General features: G+C 66.8%; 14 protein-coding genes. 13 read left to right on the top strand and 1 reads right to left on the bottom strand.

The features are described 5' to 3' along the window. Window positions 1-2 precede the first annotated feature (2 nt). The 6 genes from AC5RT3_RS09245 to AC5RT3_RS09220 are packed head-to-tail and all read left to right on the top strand — an operon-like array spanning window position 3 to window position 6,359. Complete coding sequence (locus AC5RT3_RS09245) at window positions 3-2,138, top strand: acetyl/propionyl/methylcrotonyl-CoA carboxylase subunit alpha (protein WP_494124013.1); 2,136 nt, start codon at window positions 3-5, stop codon at window positions 2,136-2,138. A gap of 3 nt (window positions 2,139-2,141) precedes the next feature. Then, a complete protein-coding gene (locus AC5RT3_RS09240; RefSeq protein ID WP_494010473.1) occupies window positions 2,142-3,305 on the top strand; it encodes an acyl-CoA dehydrogenase family protein in 1,164 nt (387 codons plus the stop codon). 48 nt (window positions 3,306-3,353) lie between these two features. Then, window positions 3,354-4,121: a CoA transferase subunit A gene (locus AC5RT3_RS09235; protein WP_494051618.1), complete on the top strand. Its 768-nt coding sequence runs from the start codon at window positions 3,354-3,356 to the stop codon at window positions 4,119-4,121. Next, complete coding sequence (locus tag AC5RT3_RS09230; protein ID WP_494051546.1) at window positions 4,118-4,900, top strand: CoA transferase subunit B; 783 nt, start codon at window positions 4,118-4,120, stop codon at window positions 4,898-4,900. Before AC5RT3_RS09235 ends, AC5RT3_RS09230 begins: the two co-directional genes overlap by 4 nt. Beyond that, complete coding sequence (locus AC5RT3_RS09225; RefSeq protein ID WP_494010471.1) at window positions 4,897-5,523, top strand: MaoC family dehydratase; 627 nt, start codon at window positions 4,897-4,899, stop codon at window positions 5,521-5,523. The genes AC5RT3_RS09230 and AC5RT3_RS09225 overlap by 4 nt, the downstream gene beginning before the upstream one ends. Beyond that, window positions 5,520-6,359 carry an HpcH/HpaI aldolase/citrate lyase family protein gene (locus AC5RT3_RS09220; RefSeq protein ID WP_494010470.1) on the top strand — a complete coding sequence of 280 codons (840 nt, stop codon included), beginning with the start codon at window positions 5,520-5,522 and terminating at the stop codon, window positions 6,357-6,359. Before AC5RT3_RS09225 ends, AC5RT3_RS09220 begins: the two co-directional genes overlap by 4 nt. A 32-nt stretch (window positions 6,360-6,391) precedes the next feature. Here the strand turns inward: AC5RT3_RS09220 and AC5RT3_RS09215 are convergent, their stop codons facing one another. Then, window positions 6,392-7,849 carry a lipase maturation factor family protein gene (locus AC5RT3_RS09215; RefSeq protein WP_494051547.1) on the bottom strand — a complete coding sequence of 486 codons (1,458 nt, stop codon included), beginning with the start codon at window positions 7,847-7,849 and terminating at the stop codon, window positions 6,392-6,394. Between the two features lie 58 nt (window positions 7,850-7,907). On the opposite strand from AC5RT3_RS09215, the gene dxr reads away from it, so the two are divergent. From dxr to AC5RT3_RS09180, 7 genes are all read left to right on the top strand, one after another. Further along, entirely contained in the window at window positions 7,908-9,089 is a 1,182-nt protein-coding gene (gene dxr, locus AC5RT3_RS09210) for a 1-deoxy-D-xylulose-5-phosphate reductoisomerase (protein WP_494124012.1), read from the top strand. Between the two features lie 18 nt (window positions 9,090-9,107). Next, window positions 9,108-10,439, top strand: a complete 1,332-nt coding sequence (locus AC5RT3_RS09205) for a M50 family metallopeptidase (protein WP_494010467.1) — start codon at window positions 9,108-9,110, stop codon at window positions 10,437-10,439. Window positions 10,440-10,574: 135 nt separating this feature from the next. After that, window positions 10,575-11,282, top strand: coding sequence for a MarR family transcriptional regulator (locus AC5RT3_RS09200; protein ID WP_494010466.1), 708 nt, complete (start codon window positions 10,575-10,577; stop codon window positions 11,280-11,282). Further along, window positions 11,279-11,806 carry a hypothetical protein gene (locus AC5RT3_RS09195; protein ID WP_494010465.1) on the top strand — a complete coding sequence of 176 codons (528 nt, stop codon included), beginning with the start codon at window positions 11,279-11,281 and terminating at the stop codon, window positions 11,804-11,806. Before AC5RT3_RS09200 ends, AC5RT3_RS09195 begins: the two co-directional genes overlap by 4 nt. An 80-nt stretch (window positions 11,807-11,886) precedes the next feature. Further along, window positions 11,887-12,180 carry a YciI family protein gene (locus tag AC5RT3_RS09190; protein ID WP_494010464.1) on the top strand — a complete coding sequence of 98 codons (294 nt, stop codon included), beginning with the start codon at window positions 11,887-11,889 and terminating at the stop codon, window positions 12,178-12,180. 32 nt (window positions 12,181-12,212) lie between these two features. Further along, the gene (gene ispG / locus AC5RT3_RS09185; RefSeq protein ID WP_411376019.1) at window positions 12,213-13,379 is read left to right on the top strand and encodes a flavodoxin-dependent (E)-4-hydroxy-3-methylbut-2-enyl-diphosphate synthase; all 1,167 of its coding nucleotides are present in this window, start codon (window positions 12,213-12,215) and stop codon (window positions 13,377-13,379) included. Then, entirely contained in the window at window positions 13,342-14,232 is an 891-nt protein-coding gene (locus tag AC5RT3_RS09180) for a GNAT family N-acetyltransferase (RefSeq protein ID WP_494051619.1), read from the top strand. The genes ispG and AC5RT3_RS09180 overlap by 38 nt, the downstream gene beginning before the upstream one ends. Window positions 14,233-14,289 lie beyond the last annotated feature (57 nt).

The raw sequence follows: 14,289 nt of genomic DNA, 5'->3' as shown, positions 1-14,289 counted from the left end.
CCATGACCGCACCCACTGACGTCTCCGCAACACCGGCAGCAGCCGTCGCCGCAGCCCCGCTGTTCGGCACCGTCCTGGTGGCCAACCGCGGCGAAATCGCCTGCCGCGTGATCCGTACACTGCGTGCGCTCGGCATCAGGTCGGTCGCCGTGTACAGCGATGCCGACGCCGGCGCCCGGCACGTGCGGGAGGCTGACACTTCCTTGCGCATCGGCCCGCCCCCTGCCGCCGATAGCTACCTCAACATCGAGGCGGTGCTCAAGGCCTGCCGCGCAACAGGGGCCCAGGCGGTGCACCCCGGCTACGGCTTCCTCAGCGAGAACGCCGATTTCGCCCGGGCCCTGGAAGACGCGGGAATCACCTTCATCGGTCCCGGCGTGGAGGCCCTGAACGTCATGGGGGACAAGATCCGGTCCAAGAACCACGTGGCAGGCTACGGGGTCCCCGTGGTGCCGGGCGTGGCCCGCCCCGGAATGAGCGATGCCGAGCTGGCGGAGGCAGCGGCCGGCGTCGGATTTCCGCTCCTCATCAAGCCCTCCGCCGGCGGCGGCGGGAAGGGGATGCACGCAGTGGACAAAGCGGAGGACCTTCCGGCGGCCCTGGCCACGGCCCGGCGGGTGGCGGCGAGCGCCTTCGGCGACGACACCCTGTTCCTGGAACGCCTGGTGACCACCCCGCGGCACATCGAGGTGCAGGTGCTGGCGGACCACCATGGCAACGTCATCCACCTCGGCGAGCGCGAGTGTTCGCTGCAGCGGCGGCACCAGAAGGTCATCGAGGAGGCACCGTCACCGCTGCTGGAAAACCTGCCCAACGGCGCCGCCATCCGGGCCCGGATTGGCGACGCTGCCTGCAATGCCGCCCGCAGCGTGAACTACACCGGTGCCGGAACGGTGGAGTTCCTGGTCTCCGACGAGCACCCGGACGAGTTCTACTTCATGGAAATGAACACCCGCCTCCAGGTGGAGCACCCGGTCACGGAGATGGTGGCCGGCCTGGACCTCGTGGAATGGCAAGTACGGATTGCGGCAGGCCGGGAACTCTCCATCCGGCAGTCCGACGTCGTGCTGACCGGCCACGCGGTGGAAGCCCGCGTGTATGCCGAAGTGCCGGAGAAGAACTTCCTGCCATCAACCGGCAGGGTGCACCTGCTGGACGAGCTGCCCGCCGGCGCGCAAGGCAAGGTCCGCGTGGACTCCTCCCTGGTTGAAGGGCTGGAGCTGTCCTCGAACTACGACCCCATGATGTCCAAGGTCATCGCCTGGGGCGGGGACCGGGCCGCCGCACTCGATGCACTGGACACGGCGCTCGCCGGCTACACCGCCCTTGGCCTGGACACCAACGTCGAGTACCTCCGGCTGCTCGTCAATGATCCCGACGTGCGGGCGGGACGCTTGGATACCGGCCTGATCGGGCGGAAGCTTCCCGGCCTCACCTTCCGGCGGGTGGGTCCTGCCGAGCTGGTGGCTGCGGCGCTGGATGTCCTGGCCGGCCAGGAACAGCAGCTTCCGCCTGCTGCCGGGCCCTGGCAGATGCGCAATGGCTGGCGGCTGGGCAAGCCCGCACCGCGCCGCATCACCCTGGGGACCCCCGACGGCGGCATGGCCACCGTGGAGGTCACCGGCGACGCCGCGTCCGGCCCGGTGGCGGTGACGGTGGACGGAGGTGCGGGCCACACCGCCTCCCTGCACGTCCAGGGGAAGGGCCACGTGGAATTGATGCTCGACGGCGGCGCCCACCACTACGCGCTGGCGGAAGACGGCACGGGGCAGGTCTTCCTCGGCAACCAGGGCTGGTCCTGCCGCCTGGACGTTCTGACCCGGGAGGAACGGCTGGAACGGATCCTTGCAGCCATCCAGCGTGAAGAGGGGTCCGCTGACCCGGCCGTGCGTTCGCCGATGCCCGGCACCGTGGTGTCCGTCCCGGTCACCGACGGCGACGCCGTGGCAGCCGGCCAGGTGCTGGTCTCGGTAGAGGCCATGAAGATGGAACACCAGCTCCTGGCACCCCTCGCCGGAACGGTGCACCTCAACGCACAACCGGGAGACCTGGTGAAGGCCGACCAGGTCCTCGCCACCGTCCACCCGCATACCGCGGAACAGGACCACCACAATCCCACAACAGGCGAAGGAGCCTAACGAATGCCAGGCGTAGAACTCACCGAGGAGTACCAGGACCTTAGCGACACGGTGCGCGACTTCGCGGACAATGTGGTGGCTCCGGTTTCGGCCAAGCACGATGAAGAGCACAGCTTCCCCTACGAGGTAGTGAAGCAGATGGCGGAAATGGGACTGTTCGGCCTGCCCTTTCCCGAGGAATACGGCGGAATGGGCGGCGACTACTTTGCCCTCGCCCTGGCGCTGGAACAGCTGGGGCGCGTGGACCAGTCCGTGGCCATCACGCTGGAGGCAGGCGTCTCTTTGGGCGCCATGCCCGTGTACCGGTTTGGCACCGACGAGCAGAAACAGCAGTGGCTGCCCATGCTCGCGTCCGGGCAGGCGCTCGCCGGTTTCGGCCTGACCGAGCCGGAGGCGGGATCGGACGCCGGCGGCACCAAGACCACTGCCCGGCGGGATGCGGGGGACTGGGTGATCAACGGCAACAAGGAGTTCATCACCAACTCCGGGACGGACATCACGCGGCTGGTGACAGTCACCGCCGTCACGGGCCAGAGGGAACGCGGCGACGGGACGGTGCAGAAGGAAATCTCCACCATCCTGGTGCCCACCGACACGCCCGGCTTCAAGGCGGAAAAGCCGTATAACAAGGTGGGCTGGAACGCCTCGGACACGCACCCGCTCACCCTCAAGGACGTCCGGGTTCCCGAAGCGAACCTGCTGGGAACCGAAGGGCGGGGCTACGCGAACTTCCTGTCCATCCTGGACGAGGGGCGTATCGCCATCGCGGCCCTGGCCACCGGCGCGGCGCAGGGCTGCGCGGACCTGTCCGTCCGGTACGCCAAGGAACGCAGGGCGTTTGGTAGCGAGATCGGCAAGTACCAGGCCATCTCGTTCAAGATCGCGCGCATGGAAGCCAGGGCCCATACCGCCCGCCTGGCCTACTACGATGCGGCTGCCCGCATGCTTGCCGGCAAGCCATTCAAGACGCAGGCGGCCATCGCTAAGATGGTCGCAGGCGAGGCGGCCATGGACAACGCGCGGGATGCCACCCAGGTATTCGGCGGCTATGGCTTCATCAACGAGTTCACCGTGGCACGCCACTACCGCGACTCCAAGATCCTTGAAGTGGGGGAGGGCACCACGGAGGTCCAGCTGATGCTCATCGCCCGCGAACTGGGTCTGTAGCACCCGGCGTTTGCCGCATGGAACGTAGCCGGCCTGAAAGGATCGATGATGATTGACAAGGTTGTTGCAAGCGCGGACGAGGCAGTGGCGGACATTCCTGACGGCGCCTCCCTGGCCGTGGGCGGCTTCGGGCTCTGCGGAATACCGGTCACCCTGATCGACGCCCTGCACCGGTCCGGAACCTCGGACCTGGAAACCGTCAGCAACAACTGCGGCGTGGACGACTGGGGGCTGGGCATCCTGCTCCGGGACGGCCGCATCCGGCGCACCATCAGCTCCTATGTCGGTGAGAACAAGGAGTTCGCGCGCCAGTACCTGGTCGGCGAGCTTGAGGTGGTCCTCACTCCGCAGGGCACCCTCGCGGAGAAGCTGCGGGCGGGTGGCGCCGGGATCCCGGCGTTCTACACCAAGGCGGGCGTGGGCACCCAGGTGTCCGACGGCGGCCTGCCGCAGAAGTACGACGCCCACGGCGGCATCGCGGTGGCCTCCGAACCGAAGGAGGTGCGTTCCTTCGGCGGCGTCGATTACGTCCTGGAGGAGTCCCTCACCCCCGACTTCGGGCTGGTCCACGCCTGGAAGGGCGACCGGCACGGCAACCTGGTCTTCCATGCCACTGCCATGAACTTCAACCCGCTGTGCGCCATGGCGGGCCGGATCACCATCGCCGAGGTTGAGGAACTCGTGGAGCCCGGCGAGCTTGATCCCGAGCACATCCACACGCCGGGCATCTTCGTCCAGCGGGTGGTGGTGGCGCCTGGCGGCGAGAAACGGATCGAAAAGCGGACGGTGGCCCTCACCGGGCAGGCAGGAGCATGACCATGGACCCGAACAGCCCTGAAGCACCCCGGCCCGAAGCGGTCCGGCCTGAATACCGGCGCGCGGCATCCCAGCAGCATGCCGCACCCGGCGAGTCGACGGCCGGTGCCGACACCAAGGGCTGGACGCGCAACGAGCTCGCCGCCCGGGTGGCCAAGGAGCTCAGCAACGGCCAGTACGTGAACCTCGGCATCGGCATGCCCACCCTAATCCCCAACTACATCCCTGACGGGGTGGAGGTGGTGCTCCACTCCGAAAACGGGATCCTGGGCGTTGGCCCCTACCCGGCGGAGGACGCCGTCGACCCGGACCTGATCAATGCCGGCAAGGAAACTGTCACGGTCAACAAGGGCGCCGCGTTCTTCGATTCCGCCGCGTCCTTCGGCATGATCCGCGGCGGGCACGTGGACGTAGCGGTCCTCGGGGCCATGGAAGTGGCAGCGAACGGCGACCTCGCCAACTGGATGATCCCGGGCAAGATGGTCAAGGGCATGGGCGGCGCGATGGACCTTGTCTTCGGGGCCAAGAAGGTCATTGTCATGATGGAACACGTGGACCGGAACGGGAACCCGAAGATCGTCCAGCAGTGCTCGCTTCCGCTGACCGGCAAAGGCTGCGTGGACAGGATCATCACGGACCTCGCGGTCATCGACGTCGTGACGGACAGGTCCGGGTCACGGCTGGTCCTGCGCGAGCTGGCCCCGAATGTCTCGGTGGAAGATGTTGCGGCGGCCACAGGTGCCGAACTGTTCGAGGAAGACATGGAACTGACCGTATGACTGCCGCCAGGCCGGAAGAAGGGGGCGCGGGGGCCCGGGCGGACCAGGACGCCGGCCCGCGCGTCATCGAGCAGCGCGGGCTGTACTTCGATGAACTGGAGGAGGGCGTGCTGTACGCCCACCGCCCTGGCCGGACAGTGACGGAGGCGGACAACGTCCTCTTCACCACCCTCACCATGAACACCCAGGCACTGCACCTGGACGCCGCATGGAGTGCGGGGCAGCCCTTCGGCCAGCGGCTCGTGAATTCCATGTTCACGCTCGCCACCATGGTGGGCCAGTCGGTGGGCCAGCTGACCCAAGGCACCATCATCGCCCAGCTGGGCCTCACGGACGTGTCCTTTCCGCACCCGCTCCATCACGGGGACACCCTTTACACCGAAACGCTGATCACCGGAAAGCGGCTGTCCGGTTCACGGCCGGGACAGGGGATCGTCACAATGCGGCACACCGGCAGGAACCAGGACGGCACCGTGGTGGCGCTGGCAACGCGGAGCTGCCTGATGTGGACCCGTGAGGCGCATGCGCGGCAGCGCGCCGGACAGGGGAACGGCGGGGAGGAGAAAGAAGGCGTCGGCCGGGGAAGCGGCCACCGGGACGGACAGGAGACAATGCCGGTATGACCTTTGTGATGGGACCCGCCCTGCTTTTCTGCCCCGCTGACCGGCCCGAACGCTACCAGAAGGCTGCCACACGCGCAGACGCCGTTATCCTGGACCTCGAGGATGCCGTGGCCCCGGCGGACAAGCAGCGGGCCCGCGGTGCCATCCTCGCCCAGGTGGGGGCAACGGGCGACGAGCCGGAACTGGACCCGAGCCGGACGATCGTGCGCGTGAACCCTGCGGGGACCGAGGAGTTCGAAAAGGACCTCCACTGCCTGGCCCACACCCCCTACCGGACCGTCATGCTTGCCAAGGCGGAGACTGCCGAACAGCTGGAGGCGCTGGCGGACTACCAGGTCATCGCGCTGTGCGAGACGGCCGTGGGCGTCCTGAACGCCCCCGCCATTGCCGCCGCGCCCAATGTGGTGGCACTGATGTGGGGAGCCGAGGACCTGCTGGCAACCCTGGGGGGAACATCCAGCAGGAAGGACGACGGCGGCTACCGGGCAGTGGCGCTGCACGCACGGTCGTCGGTGCTGCTGGCGGCCCGTGCGTTCGGCAAGGAGGCCGTGGACGCGGTCTATGTGAACATTCCGGACCTTGGCGGACTGGCTTCGGAAACGGCGGACGCCGTGGCGTCAGGCTTCAGCTCGAAGGCGTGCATCCATCCCAGCCAGGCTTCCGTGGTGCGCGGCGCATACGCGCCCTCCGAGGCCGAGGTCACAGAGGCCGCGGCCCTGCTGCAGGCTGCCCGTGCCGCCGGTTCCGGGGTCTTCCAGTACAACGGAAAGATGATCGACGGCCCCCTCCTTCAGCACGCCGAGGCCGTCATCCGCCGCGCGGGTGAACACGCCTAGGGCGTTCGCGCCCCGTTACCTGCGCCGCCTCGTTACCTGCGCCGCCCCGGTGACCGGCGCAGCGACAGCGGCGGTATCGGTTCGTACAGCAGAGTCCGCACCCAGCGGTTCCCGGTCTCGCGGAACTCCCGCCGGGTGGCGAAACGGTAGTGGTAGCTGCGGACGCGCACCCAGCGCGGCGCCCCGCCGTCGAACGGGTCATGGCGCAGGAGCCGCAGCGTCTGCCGGTCCGCCTCCAAGAGCTTGCCGAGGAACGCGTAGAACCACTCCTCATGCACGGTGCGCAGCGGCAGGAACCACATCAGCCAGTCCAGCCGGAGGTGGTAGGGCGCCCACTGCCGCGGAATCCGCCGCAAATCCCCGGGCTTGCCCTTGAACCCGTACTCGCGCCAGGAGGAATCGTCCGGCTCCTCATCCATAGTTCCCTCCACCACGATTTCGATCCGCTTCTTGGTAACGGTGCCGAACGCGCCGTACGTGTTGACCAGCTGCCACCGGTTGAAGCTGGCGTTCATCAGCTGCCGGCTCGAGAACAGGTTCCGCAGCGGCCAGTAACTGAGCACCACGAGCAGCACCGTGGCAGCGAGGGTGATGGCCAGCCACCAGGCCGGCGTCTCCTGCGTCCCGCTGTGCCAGTCCAGGGGAATCGCGGGGATGACGGCGTGGGCCACCGGGTCGCTGACCGCTGCGAAGGCCAGGACGATCGCAATCCAGTTCAGCCAGGCGAAGTTTCCGCTGGCCACCAGCCACAGCTGGGTGGCAATGATGATGCCTGCCGCCACGCTGGCAACGGGCTGCGGCGCGAACAGGAAGAACGGGACCACCAGCTGGGCGAAGTGGTTGCCCAGCACTTCCACCTTGTGCAGGGGCTTGGGCAGCAGGTGGGCCTGCCGGCTCAGCGGGCCTGGCATCGGCTGCGTCTCGTGGTGGTAGTACAGCGCCGTCAGGTCCCGCCATTCCCGGCCACCCCGGATCTTGATCATCCCGGCGCCGAATTCCAGCCGGAACACCAGCCATGCAATCAGGAGCAGGATGGTGCGGGGCGGGTCTGTCTGGTTGGAACCCAGAAAGGCTACGGTGAAGCCGGCTTCCAGGAGCAGCATTTCCCAGCCGAAGCCGTAGAACGTCTGGCCAACGTTGACGATCGACATGTACAGCAGCCAGAGGGCCAGGAAGGCAATGAGCGGCACCCACGGCGGTCCGAGTTGCGGAATCCCCGCCACCAGCAGTGCGGATACCACCAGCCCCGTGGCGCAGACAACCCGCAACAGCCGGTCCGAGTACCGCCAGCGGAACAGGGTGGGCCGGCGCATCCTGTTGAAGGCGCCGACGTATTCCGGGACCGGCAGAAGCCCGCGTTCGCCCAGCAGCGCAGGGAACTGGTTGAGCGAGGAGAGGAACGCCACGAAGAAGAGCGCGGCGACGCCCCGTTGCAGCACCTGCCGGGCGAACTCGTATTCCGGCGCATCGAACCATGACAGCCAGTCCACGGGATCCACGTTACGCCGGGCCGTCAGGAGGTCAAGAATGGTGCGGGATACTTAAGCAATGCAGCGCAGAGTCGTCCTCCTCGGATCCACCGGTTCCATCGGCACCCAGGCGATGGACGTCGTCGACGGCGCCCCGCACCTCTTCAAGGTCGTGGCACTCAGCGCGGGCGGCGGCAACCTTGAACTCCTGGCCAGGCAGGCTGTCCAGACCGGTGCTTCCGCGGTTGGCATCGCCGGGGGCGATCCGCGGCAACTGGAGTCGCTGATTGCCGGAGCGGCAGCCGCGGCCGGAAGGCCGGGCTACCGGCCGGAAATCGTTGCCGGCCCCGATGCCTCCACCCGGATCGCCGAAATCGAGGCGGACGTGGTGCTCAACGGCATCACCGGGTCCATCGGGCTTGCCCCCACCCTGGCGGCACTGAAATCAGGCGCCACCCTGGCGCTTGCCAACAAGGAATCGCTCATCGTGGGCGGAGAACTGGTCAAGGCCGCAGCGCGGGAAGGCCAAATCGTGCCCGTTGACTCCGAGCACTCCGCCATCGCCCAGTGCCTGCGGTCCGGATCCACCGCGGAAGTGGAGAAACTGATCCTCACGGCCTCGGGCGGGCCTTTCCGGGGCAGGAGCCGCGAAGACCTCCACGGCGTTACCCCTCAGGAAGCCCTGGCGCACCCCACCTGGGATATGGGCGTCATGGTCACCACCAACTCGGCCACGCTGGTGAACAAGGGCCTTGAGGTCATCGAGGCGCACCTGCTGTTCGATGTTCCGCTGGACCGGATCGACGTGGTGGTCCACCCGCAGTCAGTGGTGCACTCCATGGTCCAGTTCATTGACGGATCCGTCATCGCCCAGGCATCGCCGCCGGACATGCGCCTGCCCATCGCGCTCGGGCTGGGCTGGCCGGACAGGGTGCCCAAGGCTGCCGCCGCGTGTGATTGGACCAATTCAGTCACGTGGACCTTCGAGCCGCTGGACGCGGCGGCGTTCCCCGCCGTCAACCTCGCCAAGGACGCAGCACGGCAGGGGAGCACCTTCCCAGCGGTCTTCAATGCCGCAAACGAGGAGGCCGTGATGGCCTTCCACGCGGGCCGCATCCGCTTCACGGACATCGTGGATACCGTGGATAGTGTCCTCAGTGAACACTCAGGTTCCTCCCGGCTGACGCTGGAATCAGTGCTGGATGCTGAAGGATGGGCACGGTCCCGCGCCCATGAACGTTTAGCAGTCAGCAGTCTTTAGGAAGCAGCAGCACCCTCTATGACCCCCGTTCTCCTTTTTGTCCTCGGCGTCGTGTTCGTGGCCATCGGCATCGCTGCCTCCATCGCGCTCCATGAAGTGGGCCACCTGGTACCGGCCAAGCTCTTCAAGGTTCGGGTCACCAAGTACATGATCGGCTTCGGCCCCACCCTGTGGTCCCGGCGGAAAGGCGAGACCGAGTACGGGATCAAGGCCATCCCGCTGGGCGGCTACGTGTCCATGATCGGCATGTACCCGCCCAACAAAGAGGATGGCTCGGTCCGCCCCTCAAGCACCGGAATGTTCCAGACGCTCGCAACGGAAGCACGCTCCCTGGCTCATGAGGAAGTAGGCCCGGGCGACGCGAACCGGGTCTTTTACCGGCTTCCGGTGTGGAAGAAGATCATCGTCATGCTCGGCGGGCCGGCCATGAACATGGTCCTCGGCCTGATCCTCACTGCCGTCCTGCTGATGGGCTTCGGCATGGCAACGGCTACCACCACCATCTCGGACGTGTCCAAATGTCAGGTGGCAGCGGGCGAAACGGTGGACCCGGACTCTGCGGACTGCCAGTTGACCCCGGCCGCCGCGGCAGGACTTCAACCCAACGACACCGTCACCTCCTTTGACGGGAAGGTGGTCACCAGCTGGGACCAGCTGACAGAGTGGATCCGTGCCTCCGCCGGCCGGGAAGTGGACATCACCGTGGAGCGGGACGGCGCCTCCGTTTCCACCACGGTGACGCCGGTCCTGTCCGCCCGGCCCATCATCGGCGCCGACGGCAGGCAGGCAACGGACGACGCCGGCACCCTCCTGTACCAGGACGTAGGCTTCCTGGGCATTGGCGCGCAGACGGAGTTGGTGCCGCAGCCGGCGTCGTCCGTCCTTCCGATGGCGGGGGAGAACATCCGCCAGGTGGCCGGAGTCATCTTCAATCTGCCGGCGCGGGTGGTGGGTGTTGCGAAGGCGGCATTCAGTGAGGAACCGCGGGACCCCAACGGCCCCATCAGCGTGGTGGGCGTGGGCCGGGTTGCCGGCGAAGTGGCCGCGATGGAAGAGATCCCGGTCCAGTCCCGGGTGGCCACCCTGATTGGCCTGCTGGCCGGGCTCAACTTCGCGCTGGCAGTTTTCAACCTGGTCCCGCTCCTGCCGCTCGATGGCGGCCACGTTGCCGGGGCACTCTACGAAGGTGCCCGGCGCCAGGTGGCAAAACTGTTTGGCCGGCCTGATCCCGGGGCGTTCGATATCGCGAAACTGCTTCCCGTCACATACGTGGTGGCGGCCCTGCTCATGGGAATGAGTGCCCTGCTGATCTACGCCGACATCGTGAAACCTGTGAACCTCTTCGGCTGATGGCGGCGCCCCTTCTTCCGCGGAGCCGGTTCCCGCCCTGCCCAATGACGGGTCCATATCAGCCGTTGATGGCTGATATCAGAAAATCAGCTAATTCCGATTGATTGATGACGATCAGCCGCTTACGGTTGAATCATGTATGTCCTGACGATCGACCAGCGCGGCAGTACCTCCGATGTGGACCGGGTGCCGGAGCTCATCTCGGACCTGGCAAGGCTGACGCCCGCCACTTTTGAACGCTCCGTGGGTGACGAACTCCAGGGCGTGCTGGCCTCCGCCGACGAGGTGGTGGATGTAGCCCTGCATGCGCTGCGGGGCGGGCACTGGTATGTGGGGATCGGATTGGGAAACGTACAACTTGCCCCTGGCGGCAGCCCTCGTGAAGGCTCCGGGAGCGCCTTTGTGGCGGCGCGCAAAGCTGTGGAACTGGCGAAGGGTGCGGCCAGCCAGGTTCCGTTGTCAGTGGTGGCCGGGACGATGGGTGGTGATACCCGGACCCCAGCCCAGGAAGGTGACATGGCGAGCGCAAATGCGCAGGCGGTGCTTCGTTTGATCGGGCGCCTGGTGCAGCAGCGGACCCCTGCGCAGTGGCGCGTAGTAGACCGGCTGCGCGCACTGGAGGGCGGGGCAGGCAGGCACGGTGGCCAGAAACTCGTGGCCGGGGAACTGGGAATTACGGAACAATCGGTGAGCCGTACCGTGCTGAGGTCCGGATGGCAGGAAGAATGGGCTGCCAGGCCGGCAGCTTCCATGCTCCTTGTCCATGCCCACTCCCTGGTGGCTGCCGGCTCCCGTCCCAAAGGCACCCACACTGAACCTGGCCAGACCGAAGGAGACCGTTGACTGCATTCTGGATCGCTGCCGCCCTGCTGCTGGCCGGGTTTGGCGGATGGCCTGTCACGGCGTTCGTCTTCAAGCTCGCCCGCACCATCGACGACAAGGCGGACGCGGCGAAGGCGGCGGAAGAGGCGCGGAGGGCGGCCGAGGACCCCGCCGCGGACGTCACGGTGGACCGTTCCACCGGGCACCGGCCGGACACGCCCCACCAGAATGTGGACGGTGAACTCACCGCTGAACCCGGCCGGCCGGCCTCAGACGCTGCGCCTGCCGGGCCGGCGGTCCCCAGCCAGCGGATCCTGCGCGGCGGGGCCATCATTGGCATCCTGGAGCGGCTGGGCGTGTGCCTTGCCATCCTCACCGGCCAGCCGGTCGCCATCGCCTATATCGTGGCCGTCAAAGGCCTTGGCAGGTTCGCCGAGCTGAAGGAGACGCCGGTAGCTGCGGAGCGCTTCATCATCGGGACCCTCACGTCGATGCTCTGGGCCGCAGGAATCGCTGCTGCCACCAAGGTCCTGTTCCTCACCTAGCATCCCGCCGGGTACCTTCCCGCACGGCCGGACAGCCTGCGGGATGGGTGGTAGGGCAGGCAGGGCGATAGGGTAGCAGTATGACAGTTTTTGCCGTTGAGTACGTTTACGCCGCCGATTCCGCCGAAGCCCGGAACGAGGCACGGCCCGCCCACCGAGAATGGACCGGCACCCTGGCCCAGGACGGAGCCATCCTGGCCAGCGGACCCTACGGCGACGGCGCAGGCGCGCTCCTGATCTTCAAGGCAACGGACGAAGCAGCACTCAACTCGATCCTGAAGCAGGACCCGTTCGCTGCTGCCGGAGTCATCGCCGGAATCCGCATCACTGAATGGTCTCCGGTCACCGGCATGCTCGCCGGGCTCACCGCCTAAGCCGTTTCCACTTTTTACCTTTAGGAGTCCACGTGACCTCGGTCAGCCTGGGAATGCCGTCCGCCCCGCCACCCGTCCTTGCCCCCCGCCGGAAGACGCGCCAGATCAAAGTCGGTTCCGTCGGAGTCGGCTCGGACTATCCCATCAGCGTGCAGTCCATGACCACCACGCCCACCACTGACATCAACGCGACCCTGCAGCAGATCGCTGAGCTGACGGCATCAGGGTGCGACATTGTGCGTGTTGCCTGCCCGTCCGCGGACGACGCCGAGGCGCTGCCCATCATTGCCCGGAAGTCCCAGATCCCGGTCATCGCGGACATCCACTTCCAGCCGAAGTATGTGTTTGCCGCCATCGAGGCCGGCTGCGCCGCCGTCCGGGTAAACCCCGGAAATATCCGCAAGTTCGATGACCAGGTCAAGGAAATCGCCGCCGCCGCACGCGACCACGGCACGTCCATCCGCATCGGCGTGAACGCCGGTTCGCTGGAACCCGGGATCCTCAAGAAGTACGGCAAGGCCACCCCCGAGGCCCTGGTGGAGTCCGCCGTCTGGGAGGCGTCCCTGTTCGAGGAGCACGGATTCCACGACTTCAAGATTTCCGTGAAGCACAACGATCCGGTGGTCATGGTGGCCGCCTATGAAATGCTGGCGGAGAAGGGCGACTGGCCCCTGCACCTTGGCGTGACCGAGGCCGGACCAGCCTTCCAGGGAACCATCAAGTCGGCAACCGCCTTCGGAGCGCTGCTGTCCCGCGGCATCGGCGACACCATCCGCGTCTCCCTCTCGGCTCCGCCGGTGGAAGAGATCAAGGTGGGAAACCAGATCCTGCAATCGCTCAACCTGCGCCCCCGCAAACTCGAAATCGTCTCCTGCCCCTCGTGCGGACGTGCCCAGGTGGACGTGTACACCCTGGCCGAACAGGTCACCGCCGGACTCGAAGGAATGGAAATCCCGCTCCGGGTGGCCGTGATGGGCTGCGTGGTGAATGGACCGGGAGAGGCGCGGGAAGCCGACCTGGGCGTTGCCTCCGGCAACGGCAAGGGCCAGATTTTTGTGAAGGGCGAAGTCATCAAGACTGTCCCCGAGAGCGCGATTGTTGAGACACTGATCGAAGAGGCCATGCGTATCGCGGAAGAGATGGGGGAGGCCGATGGCGAAGATGCTGTCAAGGGTAGCCCCGTGGTTAGCGTCTCGTAGGGACGCTCCTGATCCGCCCGGGCTCTCCGTCCGTACGTTGGACGGCCAGGACACCGCGGCGCTGAAGTCGCTTGCGCAGCAGGACCCGGTGGCCAATGTGTTCATCCTTGCCCATCTGCGGGCTGTCGGCACGGCGGCGCCCACCAGCGGCGGCGCCGGGATTATCGGGGTTTTCGACGACGGCGTGCTGGTGGGTGCATGCTGGGCAGGCGCTAACCTGGTGCCGGTCCAACTGGACCCGGCCCTGGCCGCGGCGGTTGCCGGCGCGGCGAACAGGTCCGGGCGCCGCTACGCCTCCGCCTTCGGGCCGGCGCCCGCGGTGCTGGCCATTTACGCCGAACTCTTGGAACTGGGGCACCGGGCGCATGAGGTCCGTGAGGACCAGCCGCTGATGATCATCGACGGGCCACCGTGCGTGGAGCCCAATCCCGCGCTTGGGCTGGGGAGCCTCGCGGATTTCGACCGGATCCTTCCTGCCTGCGCCGCCATGTTCGAGGAGGAGGTAGGGTATTCGCCTTACCTCGGCGGCAGGGAGTTCTACAGCCGCCGCGTGGAGGGCCTCATCCGGCAGGGCCATTCCCTGGTGCACCTCAATGAGGTTCAGGAGGTGGTGTTCAAGGCCGAACTCGGGGCGGTCACCTCCGAGGTCACCCAGGTCCAGGGCGTGTGGATGAATCCGCTCTTCCGCGGGAAGGGGCTCAGTTCCGGCTATATGTCTGCGGTGGTGGAGCACGCACAAAAGGTGGCACCCATCACCAGCCTGTACGTCAACGGCTTCAACGTCCGGGCCCGCTCAACCTACGAGCGCGTCGGTTTCCGCCAGGTGGGAACGTTCGCTACAGTTCTCTTTTAGCCGGCCATCGCAGGCTTGAATCTGAATATTGGGGGAAAATTGAAGACGTCCGTGCTG

The organism is Arthrobacter sp. Y3221159 (genome assembly GCF_059089885.1).
Note: the sequence above shows the minus strand (reverse complement) of the source record. Positions and strands in the feature narration are given on the sequence as shown.